A 25,721-nucleotide genomic window follows, 5' to 3' on the forward strand; every position below is an offset into this window, starting at 1 on the left:
ATCGGTGCCGTGGGGCGGCCCTTGACGGCGTGGGCGGCGTGGGCGTCAGGGGTGGCGCCGGCGGGGCGGGCTGATCAGCTAGGCCCAGCCCAGCTCGTGAAGCCGCTCGTCGTCGATGCCGAAGTGGTGGGCGACCTCGTGGATGACGGTCACGGCGATCTCCTCGACCAGCTCCTCGCGCGTGGTGCACCAGCGCTGGAGGGGTCCGCGGAAGATGAGGATCCGGTCGGGCAGGACCATGGACCAGCCCTCGTCGCGCTCGGTCAGGGGCGTGCCGTCGTAGAGCCCCAGGAGCGTGGGGAGGCCCGCCTCGTCGTAGTCCTCGGGGCGCAGCATGTCGGGGTCCGGCTCGTCCTGGATGAGCACGACGACGTTGTCCATGGCCTCGGCCAGGTCCGGTGGGATCCGGTCCAGGGCATCACCCACGGCCTGCTCGAAGTCCTCCTCGGACATGCCGGGCACGGGCATGGGATCGGGTGGCGCCGCGGGGGATCGAGTCATGGGTACAGCCTGCCACGGCGCAGGGCCTGCAGGCGGGGCGCCGGCCGGCGGTGGCTCGGGCGACCCTCAGGCGCGGCGAAGCGTGCTGTGCTAAGGCTCACGCGCCAGGGATTTGCGCCGGGGAAGATGCGGCCCTTAGTGTTCTACCCGGTTCGAGGCGCGACGACGCCAAGGCCCCAGGGCCCCCATCGTCTAGCGGCCTAGGACCCCGCCCTTTCACGGCGGTAGCACGGGTTCGAATCCCGTTGGGGGTACGGATTCGTGCAAGTGAATGCCATTCATGGCCTCGTGGCGCAGTTGGTTAGCGCGCCGCCCTGTCACGGCGGAGGTCGCGGGTTCAAGTCCCGTCGAGGTCGCGGAGCGAGTCGGTCCGATCAGGAATGATCGGACCGAATCCATCCCGAGGCTCTGTAGCTCAGTTGGTAGAGCGTTCGACTGAAAATCGAAAGGTCACCGGATCGACGCCGGTCGGAGCCACTGCGATAGGCCCGGATCCCACAAGGATCCGGGCCTTCGCTCTGTCTGGCGCTCTGCCCGGCCCGCTGACGATCGTCCGGGGAGACCGGCTCAGTGGGCCTCGGGGGTCGCCGCGGAGCGGCGCTGCTGGCGCCAGGCGGAGCGCGCCGCGGCGAAGGCGCCGAAGGCCAGCCCGGCCACGGGCCACACGATCCAGGAGCGGTCCCAGCTGTCCCCCAAGAAGCTCCACAGCAGGTAGATGATGACGCAGGCGGGCCAGAAGATGCTCGATACCAGGGTGAGCAGCAGGTCCCTATCCGCATGGTCCCCCTGCCCCTCCGACCAGGAGGGGCCGTCGGCCCCTCTGGAGGCGGGGCGCCCCTGAGTGGTCAGGGTGCTGTAGGTGGAGGAGGCCCAGGTGGCGGGCAGGTAGATTTGCAGCCCGGTGGCGATGAGGAGCAGGGTCATTGCCGTGGCCACCCCGCCCATGCCGCTGCTGCCTTCCCGCGACCCCGAGGTCAGCAGGCTGCTGGCCAGTGGAGGCAGGGCGGACATCGTCCACAGGAAGACGGCGATGGCGAGCTTCCGGGAGCGCTCCTGCTCATGGTTCTGGCGCTCGCGCGCCGCCCAGGCCGAGACGATGGGGTCGCGGGTGAAGCGCCCCTCGATGAGGTGGCGCACGCCGTCGAAGGTCGGCCGGCGGCGCACGAGCATGACCGCCCCGAGGGCCACCAGGGTGAGGGTGAAGGTCAATCCGATGACGTTGGCCACCGGCTCGCCCATGGCGATCCGACCGCTGCCGGCCAGGTCGGTCAGGGCGATGAGCACTGCGGGCGACACCACGAAGGCACTGGCGGCGTGCCCCAGGGCCGAGGCGGTGCTCCGGCGGGCCGTGGCCAGGGCCTGGGCCTGGGGGAGCGTGACGGTGGGGTAGGCCGGGTCCGCCGGCGGCTCGGCGGGGCGGGCGCCGTCGTCGGCTCGCAGCTCGGCGGTGATCCCCAGGACGGGGGCGAGCTCCTCCAGATTGCCGAAGTCCGTGATGACCTGGCCGATCGCCTCATTGCGGGTGCGACCGGAGGCCAGGGCGTCGTTGTAGGCGTCCTCCATCATCGCCCGCAGCTCGGTCTTGGCCGCTTGGAGGCGCTCGGAGGCGGGGTAGGGGGCGAACATGGTGTCCAGGAAGGAGTCGAGGGTGTCCATCAGGAGTGTCCTTTGGCGAAGTGGTCGATGAGATCCTTGGTGCGCTCCCACTCCTGGAGCTTGGCGCTCAGGTGCGCGGCTCCCGGGGCGGTGAGGCGGTAGTAGGTGCGGGACTTGCCGGAGGCGGAGACGTCGGTGAAGGAGTCCACCAGGCCCGCCGCCTCGAGCCGCTTGAGGGCGGTGTAGAGGGTGGTCTGCTTGATCGTGTACTGGCCCGCCGACTCCTGCGTGATGGTCCTGGCCAGCTCGTAGGCGTAGGAGGGGCGCTGGTGGAGCAGGGACAGGACGATGAGGTCGACGTATCCGCGAATGGCATCTGCGCTGATCATCGCCCCTCCTGCCCGTGGCTCGATGGATGGTTCACCTAGCATACTACGGCAGGCGTAGTACATCGAGTGGTGAGCCTCGTCGTCGACGGTGGGGCGCGCCAACCCACAGTGCGGGCACAGGCGCCCCGCCTACTGTGGGCCCATGCTCCGCGCCGCCACCGCCACGCCCGACGGCTCCGCCTCCCCCTCCTCAACGCCCACGCCCACCCCCACCCCCTCCGGGAGCCCCGGGGAGGTGGACCCCTCGTCGACCCCCACCCTCAATGTCACCGAGACCGTGGAGGTCATCCAGGAGACCACCGTCGACCTGCTGACCATCGCCTGGAAGGCCGGTCTGGGAGCGCTCATCGGCCTGGCCGTGGTCTTCGTGGTCCTGCGCATCCTGCGCGCCATGGGCGGGCGGCGCCTGCTCTACGCCGAGCTCGCCCGCTTCGGGCGCACCGCCGGCTACGTCGCGGGGGCGCTGACCGGCGCCTACGGCGGCGCCCAGGTGGCCGTCATGGGCCAGGAGCGCAACTCCACCCACCAGATCGTCCTGCACACGCTGCTCATCGCCGTCATCCTGGCGGCTACCTGGCTGGCGGCCAGCACTACCCGCGCGCTGGAGACCACCGTGGTCAAGACCATGCGCTCCTCCAGCGACGTCGGGCGCTCCAACCGGGTGACCACCCAGGCCCAGATCCTGCGCCGCGTGGTGGAGGTCATTGTCATCGCGCTCGGGCTGGTGGGGGCCATCATGACCTTCCCCGGTGCGTATGTGGCCATGGGCTCCCTCTTCGCCTCCGCGGGTCTGGTCTCGGTCATCGCCGGTCTGGCCGCGCGCTCCACCCTGAGCAATGTCTTCGCCGGGGTCCAGCTGGCCACCACCGATGCCATCCGCGTGGGTGATGTCGTGGTGGCCGGTACCGAGCAGGGCACCATCGAGGAGATCACCCTGGCCTACGTCGTCCTGCGCACCGGGGATGAGAGGCGCATCGTCCTGCCCTCCAGCTACTTCACCGAGAACGCCTTCGAGAACTGGTCACGTGGCGGTACCCAGGTGATCGGCACCCTGGACCTGGAGCTGGACTGGCGCGCCCCCATCGCCGCCCTGCGGGTCGAGTTGGCCCGCATCGTGGCCGCCTCGACCATCTGGGATGGGCGTCAGGCCAGTCTGGAGGTCGCCGACGCGGTGGGCGGCACCCTGTCGGTGAGAATCTCCCTGTCCGGCAAGGACCCCGGTGATGTCGGGGCGCTCAAGACCCATGTGAGGGAGGGTCTCGTCACCTGGCTCCAGCGTGAGGCCCCCTACGCCCTGCCGCGCACCCGCGTGGAGGTCGAGCAGGTGGAGGTCACCCATGATCCCGAGCCCGAGCAGGTGGCCCGCATGGCCGAGGAGCTCATCGCCCGCCAGCGCTCGGAGGCCGGCCCTGATGATGAGGGGGAGGAGTCCGGGGAGACCGGGGCATCCGGCCCGGAGGAGCGGCCCGCCCTGCCGGCGCATCTGCGCGCCGTGTCCAAGGGGCGCTCCCTGCTGCGCCGTGCCCGCCGGGGCGGCCTGGGCCCGCGCTGACCCCACCCTTCTTTTCGACAATTTGCATGAGATCGTACTTCTCCGGGCCTGGAAAAGTACGATCTCATGCAAATTGTCGAAAGTTGGGAGTTCCCGGTGCGTGAACGGGCTTCGCGTCGGAGCGGCCGCCGCGCCACCATAGCCCCATGACGATCGACCCAGCGGCCGCCGCCCGCACCGACGCCCAGTGGCGCGCCGCCCTGACCCCCCTGGAGTACCACGTCCTGCGCGAGGCCGGAACCGAGCGCCCCTTCACCGGAGAGCTCCTCGATGAGCGCCGCGAGGGCATCTACCGGTGCCGGGGCTGCGGCTCCGAGCTCTTCCGCTCCACCACCAAGTTCGACTCCCACTGCGGCTGGCCCTCCTTCTACGACCCCAAGGACTCCACCGCCGTGAGGCTGCTCTCGGACACCTCCCACGGCATGGTGCGCACCGAGGTGCGCTGCGCCACCTGCGACTCCCACCTGGGGCACGTCTTCGACGACGCCCCCTCCACCCCCACCGGCCAGCGCTACTGCATGAACTCCGTGAGCCTGACCTTCGACGCCGAGGGGCCGGCCGACGGCGCCACCGGCATCCGGGCGCAGTAAAGGGGACCGATCGCGATGCGCGTCCTGAGCCTCAACCTGCAGCACGGGCTGCCCGGAGTGGGAGCCGGCGACGGCAGTGCCGCCACCGGCTCCCTGGCCAAGGCGGATATCACCTCGCCGGCCACTGCCCGCACCGTCATGGAGGCCCTGGCCGAGCAGATCGCCGAACTGGCCCCCGACGTCGTGGCCCTCCAGGAGGTGGACCTGGGTCAGCCCCGCTCCGGGCGGCTGGACCAGGCCGCCTTCCTGGCCAGGGCGCTGGACATGTCCTTCCACCGCTTCGCCGCCTCCTACGCGGGCCCGGCGGTGGGCCTGCGACGCCGGCCCCTGCGCGCGGAGCTGACCGCGGCCCGCCACGACCCCCTGGGGCTCCTGCGGGCCACCGTCGGAGCCGGGCCGATCGGCTACGGCAACGCCCTGCTCTCGCGCCACCCGGTGGAGGCCTGGGGCGATCTGCGCCTGGGCCGGGGCCCCTCGTCCTGGGTGCGCCGCGGCAAGAACGCCTGGGATCCGCGCTCCTACAAGGTGTTCACCGCCTCCAACCGGGTCATGGTCACCGCCGTCATCACCCTGCCCGACGGCACCCGCCTCAGCGCCGCCTCCACCCACCTGGCCACGCGCGGCGATACCGCCGCCAAGCAGCTGGCCGCCGCCTGGCGCCACCTCTCCGAGCTGCCGGGCCCCCACCTGCTCATCGGCGACTACAACCTGCGCGAGGAGCACCTGGCCGCGCTGGGCATCGGCCGGGCACTGGGGCAGGGCCCCACCTTCCCCGCCGCCGCACCCGCCCACCGCATCGACCACCTGCTCACCGACCCCTGGCCGGTCGACGCCACAGGCCGTCCCCTCAGTCCCACCGAGGCCGCCGCCTCGCGCACTCTCCTGCGCGCCACGGACTGGGGGACGCGGACCTTCGTCGTCTCCGATCACGTGGGGACCTGGGTGGATCTGGAGCCCGTGCGATGAGGAGCCCCGGGTGAGGGCCGCCGGGGCCCGGCCCCGCCCGCGCATCCCGATGGACACGGCGGACCGCCCCGCGGCCGGTCCCGCAGCCGGCCCCGTGCGGGCCGACGGACTCCGATGAGCAGGCCGGCGCCGAGGAGCCGGCCCCGGTGCCGCGGCGCCGGGGGAGGGGTGCATGGCTGAGGTCCTCGGGGGCCTGGCCGTCTTCGGCCTGGCCATCGCCCTGGGCTGGCTCCTGGCGCGCAGTGGCGCCCTGCCGCGCGACGCCGACAGCGTTCTGACCCGGGTGTGCTTCTTCGCCGCCACCCCCGCGCTGCTCGTGCTGACCCTCAGCCGCGCCGATCTCCACACCGCGGTCTCGGCCACGACCGCCGCAGCGGTGGCCGCCGAGCTGATCGCCATCCTCACCGCCTGGCTCCTGCACCGCCTCGTCCTGGTCCGCTCCCGGGCTGAGGCCACGGTGGCCGCCATCTCCTCGGGGTATGTCAACGCCGCCAATCTGGGGATCCCCGTGACCATCCTGATCCTGGGCGATGCCACCCCGATCGCCCCCATTCTGCTCCTCCAGCTCCTCATCATCACCCCCGTCACCTTCACCGTGCTCGACGCCGCCACCCGCCGCGGCAGCCCCTCCCGCTTCGCCACCCTCACCGCGCCCCTGCGCAACCCGCTGCTGTGGGCGGTGGTGGCCGGGGTGGTCCTCAACCTCGCCGGGTGGGATCCCTCCGCGCTCGACGGGACGGCCCAGGGGCTCGCCCGGATCGTCTCCCAGGTCCTGGAGATGCTCGGGGCGGTGGCCGTCCCCCTGATGATGCTCGCGCTGGGGGTGAGCCTGGCCAGCGCCCCGCGCCCCCTACGCGCCGGCCGATCCGTCGGGCCGCAGGAGGACGGGCCGGGCGCGGGGCCCGCGGGGCCGGGGCTGCCCCATCGGGCGGGTTCCGGCCGGGGTGCGCTGTGGTGGGCCGTGGTCTGGAAGCTGCTGGTCATGCCCGCCCTGGCCCTGCTCCTGGGGCTGGCGCTGGGGCTGGGCGGCAGCGAGCTGCTCATCCCCGTGGTGGTGGCCTGCCTGCCCACGGCGCAGAACGTCTTCATGTACGCCTCCCGCTACGGCGCCGCCAAGGACCTGGCCCGCGACACCATCCTGGTGACCACCGCCGGCTTCATCCCCGTCGTCCTGGTGGCCGCCGCCGTGCTGGGCTGAGCCCCCTGCCGTTGCACATCTTCAGGCCGCCTCGGCCAGGCTGAGGGCGGGTTTTCCGCATGTTCTCGTTGCCGCCGAGGCCGAAGATGTGCAACGCGGCTCCCGTTGCACATCTTCGGATCCCGCCCGCGCGGCTCGACGGCGTCATGGCGCGGATCGCCGTCGCAGGACCGGTTCGGGGGCGGCTGACGATGTGCGCCACAATAGGGCGGTGGCCGACCTGCCCCCCGACTCCGATCACGCCCCCACCGCGGCCAGGCCCCCGGCTGGCCGTGCCCGCCTGCGATCGGGCGGGCGCCCCATCAGCCTCATCACGGCCATCCCGGCGCCGCTCATCTTCATGTGCGCGGGCCTGTCCACCTACGTGGGTGCGGGCTTCGCCGTCGCCCTGTTCGCCCTCATGCCCTCCACCACGGTCGCCTGGTGGCGGGTGACCATCGGGGCCCTGGTGCTCCTGGCCTGGAGGCGCCCCTGGCGGCGGGACTGGGCGGCCCGCGAGCTGGCGCTGAGCGCCGCCTTCGGCATCGCCATGGCCACGATGAATGTCCTGTTCTACGCCTCCATCGACCACCTCCCGCTGGGCACCGCCGTCTCCCTGGAGTTCCTGGGGCCCGTGGCAGTCGCCCTCATCACCGGCCGTGGCTGGATGCCGCGCGTGGCCGCCGTCCTGGCCCTGGCGGGAGTGGTCTCCATCTCCGGCCTCGGCCTGGACCTGGCCGACCCCGGGCAGCGGCTGGGGATGATCCTGGCCCTGGCCGCCGGGGGCGCCTGGGCCGGCTACATCCTCCTGGGCCGCGTGGTGGCCGCTGTCGGCGCGGGCATCGACGGCCTGGCCGTGGCCGCCGTCGCCGGGAGCCTGGCCTACCTGCCGATGGCCGCCCCCACGGCCCTGCGCGCCGTGAGCAGCACCGGCACGCTCCTGGCGGTCGTGGGCGTGGCGGTGATGTCCACCGTCGTGCCCTACGCCCTGGACCAGGTCACTATGCGCCGTCTGCGCGCCGACGCCTTCTCCCTGCTGTCCTCCCTCATGCCGGCCACCTCGCTGCTGGTCGGCATGGTCATGCTGCGCCAGCTGCCCAATGCCGGGGAGGTGATCGGCCTGGTGCTCATCTCGGCCGCGGTGGCCCTCGCCGGGCGCGCGCCGAGGGCCTGAGCCAACGGCGTGAGCCGGTGCCCCGAACCGGTGGCCCGAGCGCCGTCGTCGACGTCGCAGCCTGCCCCGGGCGGGCGTGTGCGACAATGGCTCCGGCCCGGCACTCCGCCGCGGCCCGGCTGGTGCCCCGGCTCCGGCGCTCGCGGATGGATCCGCGCGCCGTCGAGACCCTGATCACCGGCGCCCCGCAGAGCCGCGCCGACACCAGCACGATGCGGGTCGGCCCGGCCAGACCGAAAGACGACCGCGTGCCCGCATTCACCTCCTCCCGCCTGCCCGTCGAGGGCGAGGCCTCCTTCACCTCCCTGGGGATCGACGACGACCTCGCCGCCGACCTGGACTCCCGGGGCTTCGCCGCCCCCTTCCCCATCCAGAGCGCCACCCTGCCCGATACCCTGGCGGGCCGCGACGTGCTGGGGCGGGGGCGGACCGGCTCGGGCAAGACGCTGGCCTTCAGCCTGCCCCTGGTCCAGCGCCTGGCCCAGCAGGACAAGGCCCGCCCCGGCCACCCCATCGGCCTGGTCCTGGCCCCCACGCGCGAGCTTGCCCTCCAGATCGCCGAGGTCATCGAGCCGCTGGCCCGCGTGGTGGACATGGATGTCACCACCGTCTTCGGCGGGGTGTCCCAGAAGCCCCAGGAGAGGGCGCTGGCGGCGGGGGTCGACGTCGTCGTGGCCTGCCCCGGGCGGCTCCTGGACCTCATGGGCCAGGGGATCATCGACCTCGATGAGGTGGCCATCACCGTCCTGGACGAGGCCGACCACATGGCCGATCTCGGCTTCCTGCCCGGGGTGCGCCGCATCCTGCGGGCCACACCCGAGAGCGGCCAGCGCCTGCTGTTCTCCGCCACCTTGGACAACGGGGTGGACAGGCTCGTGCGCGAGTTCCTCCACGACCCGCTCCAGCACGCCGTGGACCCCGCCTCCTCGCCGGTGCGCTCCATGGACCACCGCGTGTGGCTGGTGGCGGATAAGACCGCCAAGGACGGCGTCGTGCGCCGCCTGGCCTCGGGGACGGGCCAGCGGATCCTGTTCACCCGCACCAAGCACCTGGCCCGCCGCGTGGCGCGCAAACTCACCAAGGACGGCATCCCGGCGGTCGAGCTGCAGGGGAATATGAGTCAGAAGGCCCGCGAGCGGGCGATGAGGGCCTTCTCCTCCGGGCAGGTGCATGTCATGGTCGCCACCGACATCGCCGCCCGCGGTATCGACGTCTCGGGGGTGGAACTGGTCGTCCACGTCGACCCTCCGGCGGAGCACAAGGCCTACCTGCACCGCTCGGGGCGCACGGCCAGGGCCGGGGCGGATGGGACGGTGGTCACCCTCGTCCTGCCCGAGCAGAAGCAGGATGTCCAGGTCCTGCTGAGGAAGGCCAGGATCAAGGCCGATATGGAGCGCGTGCGCCCCGAGGACGAGGCCGTGGCCGCCCTGGTGGGCCAGGTGGCGCCATTGGTCGAGGCCGGGGACATGCCCGAGGGGGTCGCTGTCAAGGGGGCGGCGCCCGCGGTCCGGGCCTCCCTGGCGGGTCGGTCCGCGGGAGGGGCGCGTCGTCGCGGGCGGCCTGACCGGGCGGCTCAGGGACAGCGGGAGGGGCAGGCCCCACGCGGTGCGCGCGCGGGCCAGGGCGCTGGGGGCGCGGAGAGGGGCCAGACCCAGGAGCGTCGGCAGTCACGCGGGAAGGCGCAGGCCCACGGGCGCGCCGGGGCGCGCAGTACTCGCAGGAAGGCCCCGGCCCCGCATGCCTCGCGCACGCATCGCCATCAGTGAGGCCCGGAGTCCGCGTGGCATCACGGCGCTGCAAAGCTTGCAACATCGGTAAGCGCCGATGTCACGTCTTTTTCGCAATTGCTGCTGTGTGAAACGTCAACTGCTTGGTGCGCCCCATTGGGGTTGGAGTTCATTATAGTTCATTGCTGACACCGCTCATGTCCTGTAGCGTCGTCAAACTCGCAATCCGATCTCTGAGGAGGAGAAAGCCATGGGCGAGCTCATTGGAATGATCATCTTCGGTGCCGTCATCGGCGCTCTGGCCCGCCTGTTCCTGAAGGGCGAGCAGAATCTGTCAGTGCTGTGGACCATTATCCTGGGGGCCATCGGGGCCTTCCTGGGCGGTTGGGTCTCCAGCCTGCTCGGCGTTGCCGACACCGCCGGTATCGACTGGATCCGCTGGATTCTGTCGGTCATCGCAGCCATGGGCGCCATCACGGTCTTCCTGGCTGTGACGCGGCGCAAGTAGCGCGGGGCACTGCGTCCGGGTCCTGGGCAGTCGATAGGGCTCGGCTCCGGGCGCTCCACCGACGTCGGCCGGGTTGCTGCGGGTGATCGCCTGCCGCAACCCGGCCTTTCTGCTGCCGTCGAGGTCCTGGTGGGCGTGCGCGGCCCGGCCTGCTGGCGTGTGGGGATGCGGGCTGCTCGCCTGCGGATCTGGAGTGTTGTCTATCAGGAGTCTTCCTGGACCCTGGGATGGCTTGCTCAGTCGGCGTCATTAGCGTCCCTGGCGGACACCGATGGGAAAGGAACCTCATGACCGCATTGATCTCGCGACGCACCGTCACGCACGTGATGGCTCCCCTGGTAACGGCGGGGGTGCTCCTGCCGGGGTCGGGGGCGCTGGCCGTCGAAGGTGGCGAGAAGGTGACCGAGCGCTTCTACCCCGCAGCCCGGGCGCCCAAGAAGGGGCTTGTCGTCTACCTCGACGGCGACGGGCAGGAGCTGCACGACACCGATGGCGCCTCGAGCACTCAGGGTGGACTGACGGGGCCGGGAAGCGTCGTGGAGGCGGCGCGGAGTCGCGGCTACGACGTGCTGTCGGTGCGCTCTCCCGGGTCGGACCTGTGGTGGACGGATGATACGACGGATGCTGATGGCGTCCCCCCTGTTGAGGGGGGCTTCAGCCGAGCAGACAAGATCACCCATCTCACCGAGGCCATCGATCGGGCACGCACCGAGCGTCACGCGAACACTGAGACCCTGTGGCTCGTGGGATACTCCGGCGGCTCGGAGTTCATTACCGGCGCCTTCTTCCCGGCCTATGCCAACAGCATGAGCAAGGGCGGGTTCCTCGTCTTCGGCGGTGGGGGAGTGTCGGGACTAAGGGCCGACTCCTTCTCCGCAGCCTCCAAGCAGAACCTGTCCCTGAACTGGGTCACCGGCCTGGACGACGTTCCCCGGGATTCCCCGGACCAGCGGGACCCCTTCGGGAAGGGGTATAACGGCATCGATCGTGCCAGGGGCGGGTACGACGGTTACACTGCGGCAGGCTTTCAAGGGCGCACTCACGCCACGTGGCTTCCGGGATACGACCATGAGGAGATCGCCTCTGTCTTCGGGGACCACCTCGGTGCTGTTCTCGATGCGTACCGGACAAGTGCTCAGTAGCGGATGCTCAGGCGGGTCGTGGGGCCGCTCCGGGTGGTGAGATCGGAGCGATGAGCCGCTCTTCCCAGGCGTGGCATCGACTCGGGTGCCGTCGGTGATGGCGGCCGTGGCTCCGCCCGGCTCGCCCCCGGCGTTGCACATCTTCAAGAATCGACCGCCTGGTTGAACGGCGTGATTCCGCGGCCCAGTCGGACTGGGCGGGCCCGAGGGGCGTTGAAGATGTGCAACGCCCGCTCCCAGGCTCGTCAACTGCCCGGCGGCCCGTTCTCGCCGGTGCCCCTCCCCGGTGTAGCCATTGGTGCCGTCATCGTGCGGCGGGTGTAGGGGAAACGGAAGGTCTCCGGGGTGTCGCGGAGAGGGGATAGTCGTTGGGAACAGTGAGTTCCTGCTGGTACCCCCTGTGGGGCTCGAACCCACGACCTTCGGATTAAAAGTCCGCAGCTCTGACCAACTGAGCTAAGGGGGCGCGGCCGGGCGGGCCCGGCGCGGGGACCAGCATAGCGCCCCGGGCAGGGCGCAGCAGGTGCCCTGGTAGAGGCCAGTGGTGCGCCGGGGCCGGAGCACCAGGACGCCCGCGACGCCCCAGCGGCTGATCGGTGCGAGGGCTGACCATGGCCGCGCCGGGCTACCACCCGCACCGCTCAGCGCGAGACAATACCCGGGCGCGGGCCCCGGCCATCCGCACGCGCCGGGAGCCGGCCCGGCCGCAGGCGCGCTCCGCCAGCGGGCGGGGTGGCGGCCCGCTCGCGCAATCGCAGCCCACGAGCAGATCACCAGGAGGCCCCGATGGCACGCCAGTTCCACCGCCCCGCCCGCCTCGACCCCGAGGCCGCCGAGCAGATCGAGGGCAGCGCCGACACCGCCGTCGCCTCCGAGCTCGCCCACCGCGCCGCCCAGGCCCTCATCGGCGGCTTCCCCTCCGAGGGGCAGGAGGAGCTCATCACCCGCGACGGCGTGGTGGCCGCGGTGGCTGCCAACGGCGTCGACGCCGTCGCCGAGCTGTGGGCCGACTCGCCCGCCACCACCCTGCCCGGCACTCTGTGGCGCCTCTTCCTGCTGCGCGAGTGGATCCGGCGCGACCCGCAGCTCGTGGCCCGCCGATACGCCACCACCCTCGACCTCAGCAACGATAAGGGCGCTAAGAGCCGCTTCGAGGACGCGCTGGCGCAGGCCAACCCGGCTCCGGCCCCCGAGGAGCTGCGCGAGCGCATCGACACCGTCCTGGCCGGGCGGCTGGAGGGCTCGGTCGCCGCCCTGGCGCCCCTGCTGCGCCTGGCCGCCGGCTTCCTGCGCGCCCTGGCGGCCGGCTCCCACCCTGTCTGGATCGAGGACGACGCCGACGAACTCGCCCATCGCGTTACCCGCCGCGACTCTGCCCTCCTGGCCACCGCCGAGGAGTTCACGGAGGCCTCCCGCCGTGCCGCCTCCGGCCTCCTGGACTGATCCTCCGGGCGCAGGAGAATATCGGGCGACGTAGGTCATATGGCGGGCCCACAGCCGGGCCGTCTCATGGGATCATTCCCCCATGAGCAGTGCGCAGCCGTCCCCCGCTTCGTTGTCCAGCTTCCTGGGCGGGTGGGCCCGCCAGTCTCAGAGCCCCGAGACGACCCCCGGCACGACGCCCGCCGCGCCGCAGGAGGAGGCGCAGGAGTCATCCTCGCCGGGCGCCGGGCAGCCCGTGGAGGCCGCTCCACAGGCATCGCCGGCCCTGAGCGCGGCGCAGGGGCCTGCCCGCGGCGATGGCCACCTGGATGGTGATGGCGGGGGCGAGCCCGTGGCCACCGGCTCCGGGCCGGGGGCGGCGGCCTTACCGGCCCCGCAGCCCGATGAGCGCACGGAGCCCGATGAGCACATCATCGAGCCGGCCGACCCCCGCGATTTCGCCGACGACGCCGGCCCCCAGTATGAGGATGAGGACTTCGACGAGATCGACGAGGCCCCCGCGCCCTCGGCCCCCTCGTGCGGGCAGGCCGGCGCGCACACCGGTGGGGCGGGCGGCTCCGGTGCTCCGGCGGCCCCGGCCGACCCAGCGGAGGGGGGCGACGGCTGCAGCCCCGGCTCCCCGATCCCCAGCAGGGCGGAGACCCTCGCCGCGGCCGTGGCAGCGGGTGGCGCCGGCACCGCACCCGTGAGCACCACCGCCCCGGCGACCACCGCGGGAGCCTCCTCCTCGGGCGCCGCGGGCCTCGCTGTCGGAGCCGGCCCGGCGGCCCCCGCCGGCGAGGGCTCCCCCCAGGCCCCCGATCCCGAGGAGGGCCTGCCCGACCTGGAGTCCTTCGAGGACCGCTTCGCCGACCGCGAGCTGACCTGGATGGACTTCAACGAGCGGGTCCTGGAGCAGGCCGAGGACCGCAGCCTGCCGCTGCTGGAGCGCGCCTGGTTCCTATCGATCTTCTCCTCCAACCTCGATGAGTTCTACATGGTGCGCGTCGCCGGCCTCATGCGCCGCATCAAGGCGGGCATCACCCCGGTGCGCGCCTCGGGCCTCAACGCCCACCAGGTCCTGTCCCGCGTCACCGCCCGCGCCAAGGAGCTCACGGCCCGCCAGGCCGCCGTCTTCCAGCAGGACGTGCGCCCCGCCCTGGCCGAGCACGGCATCGAGATCCTCACCTGGGACCAGCTGGCCCCCGAGCAGCAGGAGCGCCTGACCCGCTACTTCCGCCACCAGATCTTCCCCGTGCTCACGCCCCTGGCCGTGGACCCCTCCCACCCCTTCCCCTACATCTCAGGGCTCTCCCTCAACCTGGCGGTCATCCTGCGCAACCCGCGCAGCGGCAAGGAGCACTTCGCCCGCATCAAGGTCCCCGGCTCCCTGCCGCGGCTCATCACCGTCCCGGGCCGCGAGCTCAACACCGCCGATACCCGGGCCGGCTGCGCCGTCATCCCCATCGAGGTGGTCATCGGCCAGCACCTGGACCACCTCTTCCCCGGCATGGACATCCTGGAGCACCACCTCTTCCGGGTCACCCGCAACGAGAACCTGGAGGTGGAGGAGGACGACGCCGAGAACCTCCTCAAGGCCATGGAGAAGGAGCTGGAGCGGCGCCGCTTCGGCGACAGCGTGCGCCTGGAGGTGGAGGACACCATTTCCTCCTTCACCCGCCGCTACCTGGTGCGCGCCCTGCGCCTGCGCGACGACGACGTCTTCGAGCTGCCCGCGCCCCTGGACCTCAACGGCCTCAACGAGTTGCACGACCTGGACATCCCGGCGCTGAAGTACCCCCGCTTCGTGCCGGTCACCGCCAGGGGCCTGGCCACCCGCGAGTCCTCCAGCGCCCCGGACGTCTTCGCCGCCATGCGCGAGCACGACATCCTCCTGCACCACCCCTACGACTCCTTCTCCACCTCCGTCCAGGAGTTCGTGGCCCAGGCGGCCGCCGACCCCAAGGTGCTGGCCATCAAGCAGACCCTCTACCGCACCTCGGGGGACTCCCCGATCGTCGACGCCCTCATCGAGGCCGCGGAGGCCGGCAAGCAGGTGGTGGCGATCGTGGAGATCAAGGCGCGCTTCGATGAGGAGGCCAATATCTCCTGGGCCCGCAAGCTCGAGCGCGCCGGGGTGCACGTGGTCTACGGCATGGTGGGCCTCAAGACCCACTGCAAGCTGCTGCTGGTGGTGCGCCAGGAGTCCGACGGCCTGCGCCGCTACTGCCACGTGGGCACGGGCAACTACCATCCCAAGACCGCCCGGGGGTATGAGGACCTGGGCCTGCTGACCTGCGACCGTGATGTGGCCCAGGACCTGACCACGCTGTTCAACCAGCTCTCGGGCTACGCCCCCCGCGCCCGCTTCCGGCGCCTGCTCGTGGCCCCGCGCAGCCTGCGCGACGGGCTGGTGGAGCGCATCGAGCGGGAGGTGGACAACCACCGTGCGGGCCTTCCTGCCTGGATCCGCATCAAGGTCAACTCGATCGTCGATGAGACCGTCATCGACGCCCTCTACCGGGCCTCGCGCGCGGGGGTGCCGGTGGACATCGTCGTGCGGGGCATCTGCGGCATCCGTGCGGGGGTGGCGGGGCTCAGTGAGAACATCCGGGTGCACTCGATCCTGGGTCGGTTCCTGGAGCACTCGCGCATCTACGCCTTCGCGGCGGGGGGCGAGACCGAGCTGTACATCGGCTCGGCCGACCTCATGCACCGCAACCTGGACCGCCGGGTCGAGGCCCTGGTGCGCATCACCGATCCCGCCATGGTCGCCGAGCTCGAGGAGCTGGTCACCCACTGCGCCAGCGATGAGGTGGCCTCCTGGCACCTGCAGCCCGACGGCACCTGGACCCGCCATGTGCACGGCCCCGACGGCGAGCGGCTGGAGGACATCCAGGACAGCCTCATGGCCCGGGCCCGCTCCCGGGTCAAGGGCCGCAGCTGAGGGGGAGCGGCGATGAGCACGAAGCAGCTGAGGGTTCGCGCCGCCGGGGCCCTGGTGTGGCGCCAGGAGGGCAAGCACCTGGAGGTCCTCCTGGTCCACCGCCCCCGCTACGACGACTGGTCCTTCCCCAAGGGCAAGGTCGAGCCGAAGGAGTCCGCGCGCAGCTGTGCGGTGCGCGAGGTCGCTGAGGAGACCGGGGTGCCCATCATCCTGGGCCAGCCGCTGAGCACCCAGGGCTATCGGCTCGACGACGGCGCCCGCAAGGAGGTCCGCTACTGGGTCGCCCGGCCCGCCGACCCCGGCGCGGCGGCCCTGAGCGCCCGCCCCGCGGTGCGGCCGGCCTTGGCCTCGGAGATCGACGACGTCGCCTGGGTGCGGGCCAAGGCGGCACGCCGGCTGCTGAGCTATGAGCGCGACCGCGAGCTGCTGGGCGAGCTGGTGGACCTGTGGGAGGACGGCAAGCTCGACACCTGGACCCTGGTGCTGGTGCGCCACGCGCGCGCCGTCAAGCGCTCGGTGTGGAACCGCCCCACGAAGCGCGACAAGGAGGCCGATGAGGCCACCCGGCCCCTGACGAAGGACCAGGGCGAGGTGCGGGCCCGCGCCCTGGTCCAGGTGCTGTCGGCCTACGGGGTGGGCAGGGCGATCACCAGCCCGTGGCGGCGCTGCTACGACACGCTCGCGCCCTACACCGCCGCGGCGGGCATCGAGCTGGAGACGGAGGCGGCCATCACCGAGCACGCGCACGCCGAGCGCCCCAAGGCGGCGCGGAAGGTGGCGGAGCGGGCGCTGCGGGTGCGTGAGGCGCCGGTGGCGCTGTGCACGCACCGCCCGGTGCTGCCCACGCTCATGGAGGCGGTGGCCGAGTACGCCCCGGGCAGGCTGCTGCGCTCGGTGCCCGATCGCGACCCCTGGCTCAAGACCGGGGAGATCATGGTGCTGCACATGGCCCGCCGCCCCCACGGGCGCATCCGGGCCGTGGCCATCGAGAAGCAGCGCCCGGCCCTGTCCGAGGGCCGCTGAGGCGCTTGCCCGAAGGCGCCTGGCTGGGGGATCGGCGTCGCTGGGATCCAGCGTCGCCGGAACGCTTGGCATGCGTGCGGCTGGCCGGGGAGGTCAGCCCTCCCGGCTCTGGGCAGCCCGGGGCGCCGGCTCTCGCGCATCGACCGATGCCCGCCGGTGCCGCCATGCCCGGCGCAGCGCGGGCATGGCGATGACGTCAAGGATCAGGACGCTGAGTAGTGAGGCATGTGCGGCGAACCAGAATGCTGTGGCATGGGGCAGGAACTGCTGAGGGGCGAAGCCGTGCTCCTCGGCGCGGTTGACTGCCGCAGTATCGGCGATATGCCACAGTGCATAGAAGCTGATCACGGCTGCATTGACCGCGACGAGCGCGACCGTGAACGCCGTACGGGAGGCGATGGTCAGGGCCCCATGTGGTACAGTGCTGCTTATCGTTCGCATTAGTTGCAACCGCTCCAGAGGAACCCTAAGTAGCCCTTATCTGGTAGTTTCGTGTCGAGATTCCAGCTTTCTTTTCTGGGTGAACGGAGGCGAACGAAATCCCAGTGGCAAAGAAACTGGTTGTACATCGTCCCGGTGTCAGGGTTCGGGTGGCCGTCGCGTTCAGTCTCTTCGAGTGTTTCCCACCATGCGGGGTCGCCATAAATGGGATGCGCGATCCTTCCCCAAAGTGTTGGGTATACTTTCAGTGTGGGGCTCCACTCCCATAGGTCGTTTGCCCATTCGGTGTGGTCGATGAGATTTCCGGCCCACCACGGGTCCGCAACAACTGGAAATGCGGTATTATTGTTGAACGAGATATGTTGAGTGATCTTATTTCCGTCCACGCGATAGAATGTGGGAAGGCTGTTCCCGTTGGCGTCTTTAGCCCAGGGGGCTGCCAACCCTCCTTCCCATTTCCCATTTGCTCCGATCAGTGAGACTCCGCCGTCTTCTTCCGTGCGGAAATGAGATCCGTCGTTGATGGCGAATGTGTATGTGTAATCCTGGGGGGATGTTGCGGACTTTGCGGTGGTCACCAGTTGAACGGACCCGTCGCTCTTTGGGAGTACGGTGGTGCTGTAATCTTGATTCTCATAGGCGATGCCGCCTGCTGCTAATGGGGTTGCTGTTTCCGTTGAGTCTCCTGGGATGCTGATTGCAATGTCGGATGCGTCGGATTTCTGGTCGTCAATAATGACATTGCCCGACGTTTGGTGCGGAATTGTTATTGTGCTGTTGGCTGTGGTGGAGGAATATCCTGAGGTATTGGGGGTCGGGGTCACGTTCTCTTGAGTGACAATTTCTCCGGCAATGAGGAGGGCGGAGGCTGTCTCGTCTGTTGAACTCTGATCCGCTGATGCTGGCGAGACTATTAGGGTGGAGAGGGGGATGCTGAGTAGAGTAAAGAGTAGGGGCGTCTTTCTGGGGGTCATGGCCGGAAACTCCTGTCGTTGGGGGTGCTGATGCCGGTTCCCTGGATTCTATGCCCGTGGGCGGGTCGGTGTCGGCGTCTGCTGCTGCAGACTTATTGGCGATTCAATGAGTCCACCTCCATTGACTATATGAGGGCGTCGTATTTTCCGTTTTATAATAACACTATTCGTGGATTGCGCAAGGTATTTATGGCCTAGTGGTGAAAATTCTCTGGAGACTGTCGCCTTGCGTGCACTGGATGTCAAGAGAGTGTTGAGATGTCATTTAGATTCTCACTTGCTGAGGCTCGGACTTGGTGTCAAGGGGTGGGAGCAACGAGGAAGCGTTCGATGGCTTGGCGTGGGGTGAGGTGGTCCAGGGTGGTGCGGGGGCGCCCACCCGTGTTCTTGGGCGATGGCGGTGGGGTAGGGCTGGTGCTGGGGGATGGGGTGCCTTTGGGTCGGTGCTCGCGGATCAGGCCACCTGTGCTCTCGTTGGAGCCTCGTTGCCATGGCCTGTGGGGATCGGTGAAGTAGACCGGCATATCGGTGGCCCCGGTACATAGCGGCGTGGCCGGTGCATCTGGCTGCCCTGGTCCGGCGTCGGGGTGTTTTTCATCAAGCCGGGCACAGCGTGGACATGGGGCGTGACAGCGGACAGCGCATCTGTTCACTGGGTGTTCACCTCCGGCACTTTCCGCGGTCATCCGGGCTCCTTAGTCTCCTGGCGTGCCACGATCCGACTCACCGCGCGCCCCCGGTCTCACCCGCCGCAGCGCCCTGGGCGCGTTCAGCGCCATGGCCGCCACCACCGCCCTGGGCGCCTGTGGGCGCGACGCCGGACCCCCCGCCCCCGGCGCCTCCACCGACCTGGAGGGCGAGATCAAGGGCGCCGGCGCCACCTCCCAGTCCGATGCCCAGGATGCGTGGGTCAACGGCTTCATGGACCGCAACCTCAACGCCGCCGTCGACTATGCGGGAGGGGGCTCCGGGGCGGGCCGTACCAAGCTGGTGGCCGGGGCCGTGGACTTCGCCGGCTCCGACGCCCCCCTGGATGAGGAGGAGTCCCAGGCGCTGGGCGGCGCCGTCGAGCTCCCCCTCTACATCTCCCCGATCGCCGTGGCCTACCACCTGCCCGGCCTGGCGGGCCAGGGGCGCCTGAACATGACCGGGGAAGTCATCGCCAGGATCTTCGCCGGGGACATCACCTCCTGGCGCGACCCGGCCATCGCCGCCCTCAACGAGGGCACCGAGCTTCCCGATACCCGCATCACGGTGGTGCACCGCTCGGACGACTCGGGCACCACCAAGAACGTCACCGGATACCTCCACGCCGTCGCCCCCCAGGCCTGGCCCCACAAGGGCGCCGAGACCTGGCCGCTGGGCGGCGGGCAGTCCGGGGACGGCACCTCGGGCATGATCCAGACCCTCACCGCCGCCCCCGGCACCATCGGCTACGCCGACGCCTCCAAGGTCCCCGAGACCCTGGGCACCGTGGCGGTGGGCGGCCCCGGCGGCTTCGTGGCCTACTCCGCCCAGGCCGCGGCCGCCACCCTGGACGCCTCCCAGCTCTCGGAGCACGCCACCGAATCCCGGCTGGTCTACTCCCTCAACTACTCCGCCGAGGGCACCTACCCCATCATCCTGGTGTCCTACCTCATCGCCCGCCAGCGCTACGAGGACCCCGAGATCGCCCCCGTCCTCAAGGCCTACCTGCGCTACGCCGCCTCCGCCGAGGGCCAGCAGGCAGCCTCCCGGGCCGCCGGCTGCGCGCCCATCTCCGAGGAGCTGCGCACCAGGGTCAACGCCGCCATCGAGACCATCGTGGGCTGAGGGCCCCGCCCCAGCCCCCCGGCGCATCCGCCCGACGGCGCCGCGCCCCACCACCACAAGGAAGGCCGCACGTGGATCACTCAGCACCCACAGCATCCGCTCCGCCCCCCACGGGGCCGGGCCCGGCCCCCTCGCGCCCGGCGCCCCAGGCAGCCACCCCGCTGCCCGACGACGCCGCCATCCGCACCGGGCGGGCCCCGGGCCGGACCGGCAACCGGGTCTTCTCCGGGATGTCGGCGGGCGCGGGCCTGCTCATCATGGCGGTGCTCGCCCTGGTGACGGTCTTCCTCATCAGCCAGGCACTGCCGGCCTTCACCGCCTCCGCCGACGACCTGGCCGAGATCTCCTTCCTGCGGGGCAGGGGCTTCTGGGGGTACGTGGCCCCCCTGGTCTTCGGCACGCTCCTGTCCTCCCTCATCGCCCTGGGCGTGGCGGTGCCCCTGAGCATCGCGGTGGCCCTGTTCATCTCCCACTACGCCCCGCGCCGCCTGGCCCAGGGGCTGGGCTACCTGGTGGACCTGCTGGCGGCCATCCCCTCGGTGGTCTTCGGCCTGTGGGGCTTCCTGTGGCTGGTGCCCCAGCTCGACCCCCTCTACTCCTGGCTGACCCGGGCACTCGGCTTCATCCCCCTGTTCGCCGACTACACGGCCCCGGCCAAGAACATCATGACCGCCTCCCTGGTCCTGGCGGTCATGATCCTGCCCATCATCACCGCCACCATCCGCGAGATCTTCCTGCAGACCCCCACCCTCCACGAGGAGGCCTCCCTGGCTTTGGGGGCCACCCGCTACGAGATGGTCCGCCAGGCGGTCCTGCCCTTCGCCCGCTCGGGCATCATCTCGGCCTCCATGCTGGGGCTGGGCCGAGCCCTGGGCGAGACGATGGCCGTGCTCATGATCATGTCCCCGGGGCTGAGCACGAGTCTGCATCTCCTGGAGGCCGGCCGCCACCAGACCATCGCGGCCAATATCGCCGCCCAGTTCCGCGAGGCCTTCGGCATGAGCGTCAACGTCCTCATTGCCACCGGTCTGGTCCTGTTCCTCATCACCTTCGCCGTCAACTCCATGGCCCGCTGGGTGATCGCACGCCGCGCCGAGTTCTCGGGGGCCAACTGATATGAGCACCACCCCATCGACGTCATCGACCCGCAGCTCCGCCGGCTCGCCCCTGGGCCCGCAGGCGGGCGCTCCCCACGACCCCCTGGCCGACCCTCCCACCATCGAGGGCGTGCCCCTGACCTCCTACCGCCTGCCCCACTGGTTCCTGTGGGCGGCCCTGGGCGCCGCCTTCATCGTCATGGGGGGCATCGGCCTGCTCGCCTCCTGGTCCCCGGCCGCCGTCCTGGCCGCCACCGCGGTGGTCTGGGTGGTGGGCGCCACCGCCGTGTCCTGGTTCAAGGAGGGAGAGCGCTGGGGCCGCAACACCCTGGCCACCTCCCTGGTCTACCTGGCCTTCGCCCTGGTGATGGTGCCGCTGGTCTCCCTGATCTGGATGGTCCTGTCCGGCGGGGCCGCCCGCTTCGGCCCCGAGTTCCTGCTGACCAACATGCGCGGGGCCGATGACTCCAACGGCGGCTTCTACCACGGGATCGTCGGCACCCTCCAGATCACCGGGATCGCCTCGGCCATCTCCATCCCCCTGGGGCTGTTCACCGCCATCTTCCTGGTGGAGTACAACGGCGGCTGGGTGGCCCGGGCGGTGACCTTCCTGGTGGACGTCATGACCGGCATCCCCTCGATCGTGGCCGGGCTGTTCGCCTACTCGGTGTTCCTGACCCTGGCCGGCCCCCGCTACCAGGCGGGCATCATCGGGGCGGTGGCCCTGAGCGTCCTGATGACCCCTGTGGTCATCCGCGGCGTGGAGGAGATGCTCAAGCTCGTCCCCAACGACCTGCGCGAGGCCTCCTACGCCCTGGGGGTGCCCAAGTGGCTGACCATCGTCAAGGTCGTGCTGCGCACCGCGGTGGCCGGGATCACCACCTCGGTGATGATCGCCATCGCCCGGGTCATCGGGGAGACCGCGCCCCTGCTCATCACCGTGGGCCTGACCATGCGCACCAACACCAACCCGCTGGAGGGCTCCATGTCCACCCTGCCGGTGCTCGTCTACGACCAGTACTCCCGCGGCGAGGCGGCCACCATGGAGCGGGCCTGGGCCGGCGCCCTGACCCTCATCCTGCTGGTGATGCTGCTCAACCTGGCCGCCCGCCTCATCTCCAAGCGCTTCAGCCCCAAGGGCAAGCGCTAGGCCCGGCCGGCGCTGCCGCCCAGCGCCGCCGCCTCAGCACCGCCCGGCCCCCGACCCTGCGAAGGAAGCACCCGTGTCCAAGCGAATCGACGTCATCGACGAGAACATCTACTACGGCGATTTCCTGGCCGTCAAGGACGTCAACGTCACCATCGAGCCCAAGACCGTCACCGCGCTCATCGGCCCCTCGGGCTGCGGGAAGTCCACCTTCCTGCGCACCCTCAACCGCATGCACGAGGTCATCCCCGGTGCCCGCGTCGAGGGGGAGGTCATCGTCGACGGCGTCAACCTCTACGGCCCCGGGGTCGACGCCGTCCAGGTGCGCCGCGCCATCGGCATGGTCTTCCAGCGCCCCAACCCCTTCCCGACGATGTCCATCGCCGAGAACGTCCTGGCCGGGGCGCGCCTGAACAACCGGCGCCTGAAGAAGGAGGAGGCCGAGGAGCTCATCGAGACCTCCTTGCGGGGCGCCAACCTGTGGGATGAGGTCAAGGACCGCCTGAACCGCCCCGGCTCGGGCCTGTCCGGGGGCCAGCAGCAGCGCCTGTGCATCGCCCGGGCCATCGCCGTCAAGCCCGCCGTGCTGCTCATGGACGAGCCCTGCTCCGCACTGGACCCCATCTCCACCCTGGCCATCGAGGACCTCATCGCCGAGCTCAAGAGCGACTACACGATCGTCATCGTCACCCACAACATGCAGCAGGCCTCGCGCGTGTCGGACATGACCGGCTTCTTCAACCTGGAGGCCACCGGCAAGCCCGGTCACCTCGTGGAGTACGACTCCACGGCCAAGATCTTCTCCTCGCCCTCCGAGCAGGCCACGGAGGACTACATCTCCGGCCGCTTCGGCTGAGGCGCGCGCCGGACACCGGGGCCCGGCGGCGTCACAGGTGCGTCGCTTCGCGGAAAAGACGTCACTTCGCGGAAACGGCGTCGCCTGCGGGGTACGTTCATTCCGCGATGTGACGCCCAAGTCGCCAACCGACGTCGAACCTGGGCCCGGCGGGCTCACAGGCCCAGGAGCCAGGCCAGGAGGCGGCTGACGACGGCGCCCACCAGTCCTGCCGCGGGCAGTGTGGCCACCCAGGCGAAGGCGATGCGCCCCAGCACCCTCCAGTGCACGTGGCGCATGCGCCGCGCCCCGCCCGCCCCGGCGATCGAGGCCGAGACGGTGTGCGTGGTGGACACCGGCGCGGCCAGCCCGACGGCCGAGACGCAGAGCACCGCCGCAGTGACCGCCTGGGCCACGAAGCCCTGGGCGGCATCCAGCCGTGCGATACGCGCTCCCAGAGTCCGGATGATCCGCGCGCCGCCCGCCCAGGTGCCGGCCCCCAGCGCCACCGCGGCACTCAGGCGCACCCACAGGGGCACCGCCGAGACCTCCTGCCCCAGGCCCGCCAGGTCCAGCCAGCCGCCCGCGACCAGGGCGATGAGCATGACCCCCATGGTCTTCTGCGCGTCCTGGAGTCCGTGGCCCAGGGCGGTCAGGGCGCCGGCCACCGTCTCCAGGAGCCGGAAGCGGCGCATGGTGGGGTGGTAGGGACGGGCGGCCAGGAGGCGGCGCAGCCCCGCGGTGATCGCCCAGGCGGCGGCGAAGCCCAGCAGGGGCACCGCCACCATGGGGGCCACCACGACGTCGAGCAGCCTGCCCCAGTGCACTTCCACGCCACCGGCCAGGCCCGCACCGGCCAGGGCCCCGATGAGGGCGTGGGAGGAGGATGAGGGCAGGGCCAGCCACCAGGTGATGAGGTTCCAGCAGATCGCCCCCACCAGGGCGCCGCCCACGACCACCAGGCCCACGGGGCCCACGACGTCGTCGCTCTCCAGGATCCCCGAGCCCACGGTGAGTGCCACCTGCGTGCCCAGCAGGGCCCCCAGGGTGTTGAGCCCCGCAGCCATGGCCAGGGCCCGGTGGGTGGTGATCGCGCGGGTGGAGACCGAGGCCGCCACGGCATTGGCGGCGTCGTGGAAGCCGTTGGTGAAGGCGAAGACAAGGGCCAGCGCGATCGCGACCGCCGTGGCCGGGCCCAGGGCCTCCATGGGGCTCCTCAGCCCTCGCGCATCGCCAGGGACTCCACGGCCCCGGCCAGGTGCTCGAAGGCGTCGGCGGCGGCCTCCAGGTGCTCGATGACCTCCTTGACCTTGATGAGGCGGATGGCGTCCCGCTCGGTGGCGAACAGCTCGGCGATGGCGCTGCGGAAGAGCCGGTCGGCGGTGTTCTCCAGCGAGTTGACCTCCACCCAGTACTCGCGCAGGCCGGAGGCGGCCCGTAGCCGGGGCAGGGCCTGGGCGCTGAGCTCGGCGCAGCGCTGGAGGATCTGGGCCTGCTCGGTGCAGGCCGGCGGCAGCCACCCCACCTGGTAGAGCACCACGATGTCACCGGCCTCATCGAGGGCATCCATGCAGTCATCCAGCAGGGATCCGATGCGGTGGAGGTCCTCGCGGTCCACCGGGGTGACGAAGGTGTCGTGGATGAGGCGGATGAGCCGGTGGTGGAGCTCATCGGCGGTGTGCTCGACGGCGTGCAGCTCCTCGCGCAGGGCGGCCCGGTCGGTGCGGTCCGCGGCGATGATGCGGGCCAGCAGGTCCGAGGCGGTCACCAGGGACCGGGCGGCCTCGCCCACGAGTGCGATGAGCTCGTCGTCGTTGTTGCGGGGATGCAGTCGCACGCGCACTCCTGACCGGCGGTGGGTGGGGACGTCGGGCCGGAGAGCGCCAGTCGGCGCGAATGCCGCTCGTGGCGGCTTGAGTTGGAGCCCGGGGCCCGTCGCGGCCCGACGTCGGCACTCAGGATACCGCGCATGGCCGGCGGGGCCGAATGCGCTACTCCTCGGGGGCGTCCAAGCGGTAGCCGACGTTGCGCACAGTGCCGATGATGTGGTCGTGCTCGGGGCCGAGCTTGGCGCGCAGCCGCCGGATATGGACATCCACGGTGCGCGATCCGCCGATGTAGTCCTCGCCCCAGACCTCGTCCAGGAGCGTGTCGCGGGTCAGGACCCGGCCGTGGTTGGCGGCCAGGAACTTCAGCAGCTCGAACTCCTTGTAGGTCAGGTCCAGGATGGTCCCGCGCAGGCGCACCGTGTAGGCGGTGGCGTCGATGACCAGATCGCCGACCTCGATGAGGTCGCTGCTCAGGGGCTCGACCACCGGCACATGGGCCCGCAGGAGGCGCAGTCGGGCGGAGAGCTCGGCGGGTCCGACGGCCGAGACGACGAAGTCGGCGGCCCCCCAGTCCCCCTGGACCACGGCCACCCCGCCCTCCTCCAGGACCAGGATGATGGGCGGGCAGTCCATGGGGCCGGTGAACAGCTGGCACAGGGCGCGGGCGCGGGCGAGGTCGCCGCGGGCGTCGATCATGACGACGTCGGCGGAGTCCACGGCGGCGTAGGAGGAGGGGGTGGGGGCCAGGCACTCGACCTCGGAGTCCAGGAAGGCGGCAGCGGGGAGCACCTTGGTGGCGTCGGTCTCACGTGTGAACATGATGATGCGCACGGCGTCTTCCTTCATGGGTCGCGTCGACCCGGCCTCCGCGG

General features: G+C 70.9%; 23 protein-coding genes and 4 tRNA genes. 18 read left to right on the plus strand and 9 right to left on the minus strand.

The features are described from left to right. Positions 1–78: 78 nt before the first annotated feature. The gene (locus MANAM107_RS07415) at positions 79–468 is read right to left on the minus strand and encodes a metallopeptidase family protein (protein ID WP_373314087.1); all 390 of its coding nucleotides are present in this window, start codon (positions 466–468) and stop codon (positions 79–81) included. Positions 469–682: 214 nt separating this feature from the next. On the opposite strand from MANAM107_RS07415, the gene MANAM107_RS07420 reads away from it, so the two are divergent. From MANAM107_RS07420 to MANAM107_RS07430, 3 genes are all read left to right on the plus strand, one after another. After that, positions 683–755, plus strand: a tRNA-Glu gene (locus MANAM107_RS07420). A 28-nt stretch (positions 756–783) separates the two neighbouring features. Next, a tRNA-Asp gene (locus MANAM107_RS07425) sits at positions 784–857 on the plus strand. A 48-nt stretch (positions 858–905) separates the two neighbouring features. Then, positions 906–978, plus strand: a tRNA-Phe gene (locus tag MANAM107_RS07430). 90 nt (positions 979–1,068) lie between these two features. Here the strand turns inward: MANAM107_RS07430 and MANAM107_RS07435 are convergent. Together MANAM107_RS07435 and MANAM107_RS07440 are read right to left on the minus strand one after the other, a co-directional pair. Next, on the minus strand, positions 1,069–2,157 hold the full coding sequence (locus MANAM107_RS07435) for a permease prefix domain 1-containing protein (RefSeq protein WP_223906886.1): 1,089 nt from the start codon (positions 2,155–2,157) through the stop codon (positions 1,069–1,071). After that, positions 2,157–2,486 carry a PadR family transcriptional regulator gene (locus MANAM107_RS07440; protein ID WP_223906888.1) on the minus strand — a complete coding sequence of 110 codons (330 nt, stop codon included), beginning with the start codon at positions 2,484–2,486 and terminating at the stop codon, positions 2,157–2,159. Before MANAM107_RS07440 ends, MANAM107_RS07435 begins: the two co-directional genes overlap by 1 nt. Positions 2,487–2,628: 142 nt before the next feature. Between MANAM107_RS07440 and MANAM107_RS07445 the strand changes: the two genes are divergently transcribed. From MANAM107_RS07445 to MANAM107_RS07480, 8 genes are all read left to right on the plus strand, one after another. Further along, positions 2,629–4,038 carry a mechanosensitive ion channel family protein gene (locus tag MANAM107_RS07445; RefSeq protein ID WP_223906891.1) on the plus strand — a complete coding sequence of 470 codons (1,410 nt, stop codon included), beginning with the start codon at positions 2,629–2,631 and terminating at the stop codon, positions 4,036–4,038. 146 nt (positions 4,039–4,184) lie between these two features. After that, a complete protein-coding gene (gene msrB, locus MANAM107_RS07450; protein WP_223906894.1) occupies positions 4,185–4,628 on the plus strand; it encodes a peptide-methionine (R)-S-oxide reductase MsrB in 444 nt (147 codons plus the stop codon). Between the two features lie 15 nt (positions 4,629–4,643). Further along, positions 4,644–5,594: an endonuclease/exonuclease/phosphatase family protein gene (locus tag MANAM107_RS07455; protein ID WP_223906897.1), complete on the plus strand. Its 951-nt coding sequence runs from the start codon at positions 4,644–4,646 to the stop codon at positions 5,592–5,594. 172 nt (positions 5,595–5,766) lie between these two features. After that, positions 5,767–6,792, plus strand: a complete 1,026-nt coding sequence (locus MANAM107_RS07460; protein WP_223906900.1) for an AEC family transporter — start codon at positions 5,767–5,769, stop codon at positions 6,790–6,792. A 211-nt stretch (positions 6,793–7,003) separates the two neighbouring features. Next, positions 7,004–7,945 carry an EamA family transporter gene (locus MANAM107_RS07465; RefSeq protein WP_373314038.1) on the plus strand — a complete coding sequence of 314 codons (942 nt, stop codon included), beginning with the start codon at positions 7,004–7,006 and terminating at the stop codon, positions 7,943–7,945. Positions 7,946–8,091: 146 nt separating this feature from the next. Next, complete coding sequence (locus MANAM107_RS07470; protein ID WP_263421884.1) at positions 8,092–9,711, plus strand: DEAD/DEAH box helicase; 1,620 nt, start codon at positions 8,092–8,094, stop codon at positions 9,709–9,711. Between the two features lie 211 nt (positions 9,712–9,922). After that, a complete protein-coding gene (locus MANAM107_RS07475) occupies positions 9,923–10,180 on the plus strand; it encodes a GlsB/YeaQ/YmgE family stress response membrane protein (RefSeq protein ID WP_179900976.1) in 258 nt (85 codons plus the stop codon). Positions 10,181–10,467: 287 nt separating this feature from the next. Then, the gene (locus MANAM107_RS07480; protein WP_223906904.1) at positions 10,468–11,322 is read left to right on the plus strand and encodes a hypothetical protein; all 855 of its coding nucleotides are present in this window, start codon (positions 10,468–10,470) and stop codon (positions 11,320–11,322) included. 389 nt (positions 11,323–11,711) lie between these two features. Here the strand turns inward: MANAM107_RS07480 and MANAM107_RS07485 are convergent. Continuing rightward, positions 11,712–11,788, minus strand: a tRNA-Lys gene (locus MANAM107_RS07485). Between the two features lie 320 nt (positions 11,789–12,108). Here MANAM107_RS07485 and MANAM107_RS07490 point away from each other — a divergent pair. From MANAM107_RS07490 to MANAM107_RS07500, 3 genes are all read left to right on the plus strand, one after another. Continuing rightward, entirely contained in the window at positions 12,109–12,765 is a 657-nt protein-coding gene (locus tag MANAM107_RS07490) for a hypothetical protein (RefSeq protein ID WP_223906907.1), read from the plus strand. Positions 12,766–12,847: 82 nt separating this feature from the next. Then, positions 12,848–15,691: an RNA degradosome polyphosphate kinase gene (locus MANAM107_RS07495; RefSeq protein WP_223906910.1), complete on the plus strand. Its 2,844-nt coding sequence runs from the start codon at positions 12,848–12,850 to the stop codon at positions 15,689–15,691. Between the two features lie 12 nt (positions 15,692–15,703). Then, positions 15,704–16,714: an NUDIX hydrolase gene (locus MANAM107_RS07500; RefSeq protein WP_223906913.1), complete on the plus strand. Its 1,011-nt coding sequence runs from the start codon at positions 15,704–15,706 to the stop codon at positions 16,712–16,714. Positions 16,715–16,807: 93 nt separating this feature from the next. On the opposite strand, the gene MANAM107_RS07505 is transcribed toward MANAM107_RS07500, so the two are convergent. Further along, positions 16,808–17,062 carry a hypothetical protein gene (locus tag MANAM107_RS07505; protein ID WP_223906917.1) on the minus strand — a complete coding sequence of 85 codons (255 nt, stop codon included), beginning with the start codon at positions 17,060–17,062 and terminating at the stop codon, positions 16,808–16,810. Between the two features lie 92 nt (positions 17,063–17,154). After that, complete coding sequence (locus tag MANAM107_RS07510; protein ID WP_223906921.1) at positions 17,155–18,129, minus strand: DUF2599 domain-containing protein; 975 nt, start codon at positions 18,127–18,129, stop codon at positions 17,155–17,157. A 708-nt stretch (positions 18,130–18,837) separates the two neighbouring features. Between MANAM107_RS07510 and pstS the strand changes: the two genes are divergently transcribed. The 4 genes from pstS (at position 18,838) to pstB (ending at position 23,041) form a co-directional block, all read left to right on the plus strand. Next, a complete protein-coding gene (gene pstS / locus MANAM107_RS07515) occupies positions 18,838–19,941 on the plus strand; it encodes a phosphate ABC transporter substrate-binding protein PstS (protein ID WP_223906925.1) in 1,104 nt (367 codons plus the stop codon). 71 nt (positions 19,942–20,012) lie between these two features. After that, positions 20,013–21,056 (plus strand): phosphate ABC transporter permease subunit PstC, encoded by a 1,044-nt coding sequence (pstC, locus tag MANAM107_RS07520; protein ID WP_223906928.1) that lies wholly within the window; start codon positions 20,013–20,015, stop codon positions 21,054–21,056. 1 nt (position 21,057) lies between these two features. After that, positions 21,058–22,188, plus strand: coding sequence for a phosphate ABC transporter permease PstA (gene pstA, locus MANAM107_RS07525; protein WP_223906930.1), 1,131 nt, complete (start codon positions 21,058–21,060; stop codon positions 22,186–22,188). A 73-nt stretch (positions 22,189–22,261) separates the two neighbouring features. After that, positions 22,262–23,041 (plus strand): phosphate ABC transporter ATP-binding protein PstB, encoded by a 780-nt coding sequence (gene pstB, locus MANAM107_RS07530; RefSeq protein WP_223906933.1) that lies wholly within the window; start codon positions 22,262–22,264, stop codon positions 23,039–23,041. A 155-nt stretch (positions 23,042–23,196) separates the two neighbouring features. Here pstB and MANAM107_RS07535 read toward each other — a convergent pair whose 3' ends face one another. The 3 genes from MANAM107_RS07535 to MANAM107_RS07545 all read right to left on the minus strand — a co-directional run bounded on the left by MANAM107_RS07535 (position 23,197) and on the right by MANAM107_RS07545 (position 25,680). Then, positions 23,197–24,228: an inorganic phosphate transporter gene (locus MANAM107_RS07535; protein WP_223906935.1), complete on the minus strand. Its 1,032-nt coding sequence runs from the start codon at positions 24,226–24,228 to the stop codon at positions 23,197–23,199. Positions 24,229–24,236: 8 nt separating this feature from the next. Further along, the gene (locus MANAM107_RS07540; protein ID WP_223906938.1) at positions 24,237–24,857 is read right to left on the minus strand and encodes a DUF47 domain-containing protein; all 621 of its coding nucleotides are present in this window, start codon (positions 24,855–24,857) and stop codon (positions 24,237–24,239) included. A 154-nt stretch (positions 24,858–25,011) separates the two neighbouring features. Then, positions 25,012–25,680 (minus strand): winged helix family transcriptional regulator, encoded by a 669-nt coding sequence (locus MANAM107_RS07545; protein ID WP_223906941.1) that lies wholly within the window; start codon positions 25,678–25,680, stop codon positions 25,012–25,014. Positions 25,681–25,721 lie beyond the last annotated feature (41 nt).

Source organism: Actinomyces capricornis (assembly GCF_019974135.1).
Lineage (GTDB): Bacteria > Actinomycetota > Actinomycetes > Actinomycetales > Actinomycetaceae > Actinomyces > Actinomyces capricornis.

What these genes read in the sequence shown, in the direction of transcription:
- MANAM107_RS07535 (WP_223906935.1), bottom strand. Translation starts at nt 24,228, where the DNA reads ATGGAGGCCCTGGGCCCGGCCACGGCGGTCGCGATCGCGCTGGCCCTT.
- MANAM107_RS07455 (WP_223906897.1), top strand. Translation starts at nt 4,644, where the DNA reads ATGCGCGTCCTGAGCCTCAACCTGCAGCACGGGCTGCCCGGAGTGGGA.
- MANAM107_RS07475 (WP_179900976.1), top strand. Translation starts at nt 9,923, where the DNA reads ATGGGCGAGCTCATTGGAATGATCATCTTCGGTGCCGTCATCGGCGCT.
- MANAM107_RS07460 (WP_223906900.1), top strand. Translation starts at nt 5,767, where the DNA reads ATGGCTGAGGTCCTCGGGGGCCTGGCCGTCTTCGGCCTGGCCATCGCC.
- msrB (WP_223906894.1), top strand. Translation starts at nt 4,185, where the DNA reads ATGACGATCGACCCAGCGGCCGCCGCCCGCACCGACGCCCAGTGGCGC.
- MANAM107_RS07510 (WP_223906921.1), bottom strand. Translation starts at nt 18,129, where the DNA reads ATGACCCCCAGAAAGACGCCCCTACTCTTTACTCTACTCAGCATCCCC.
- MANAM107_RS07470 (WP_263421884.1), top strand. Translation starts at nt 8,092, where the DNA reads ATGGATCCGCGCGCCGTCGAGACCCTGATCACCGGCGCCCCGCAGAGC.
- MANAM107_RS07440 (WP_223906888.1), bottom strand. Translation starts at nt 2,486, where the DNA reads ATGATCAGCGCAGATGCCATTCGCGGATACGTCGACCTCATCGTCCTG.
- MANAM107_RS07415 (WP_373314087.1), bottom strand. Translation starts at nt 468, where the DNA reads ATGCCCGTGCCCGGCATGTCCGAGGAGGACTTCGAGCAGGCCGTGGGT.
- MANAM107_RS07490 (WP_223906907.1), top strand. Translation starts at nt 12,109, where the DNA reads ATGGCACGCCAGTTCCACCGCCCCGCCCGCCTCGACCCCGAGGCCGCC.
- MANAM107_RS07480 (WP_223906904.1), top strand. Translation starts at nt 10,468, where the DNA reads ATGACCGCATTGATCTCGCGACGCACCGTCACGCACGTGATGGCTCCC.
- MANAM107_RS07445 (WP_223906891.1), top strand. Translation starts at nt 2,629, where the DNA reads ATGCTCCGCGCCGCCACCGCCACGCCCGACGGCTCCGCCTCCCCCTCC.
- MANAM107_RS07500 (WP_223906913.1), top strand. Translation starts at nt 15,704, where the DNA reads ATGAGCACGAAGCAGCTGAGGGTTCGCGCCGCCGGGGCCCTGGTGTGG.
- MANAM107_RS07495 (WP_223906910.1), top strand. Translation starts at nt 12,848, where the DNA reads ATGAGCAGTGCGCAGCCGTCCCCCGCTTCGTTGTCCAGCTTCCTGGGC.
- pstA (WP_223906930.1), top strand. Translation starts at nt 21,058, where the DNA reads ATGAGCACCACCCCATCGACGTCATCGACCCGCAGCTCCGCCGGCTCG.
- MANAM107_RS07435 (WP_223906886.1), bottom strand. Translation starts at nt 2,157, where the DNA reads ATGGACACCCTCGACTCCTTCCTGGACACCATGTTCGCCCCCTACCCC.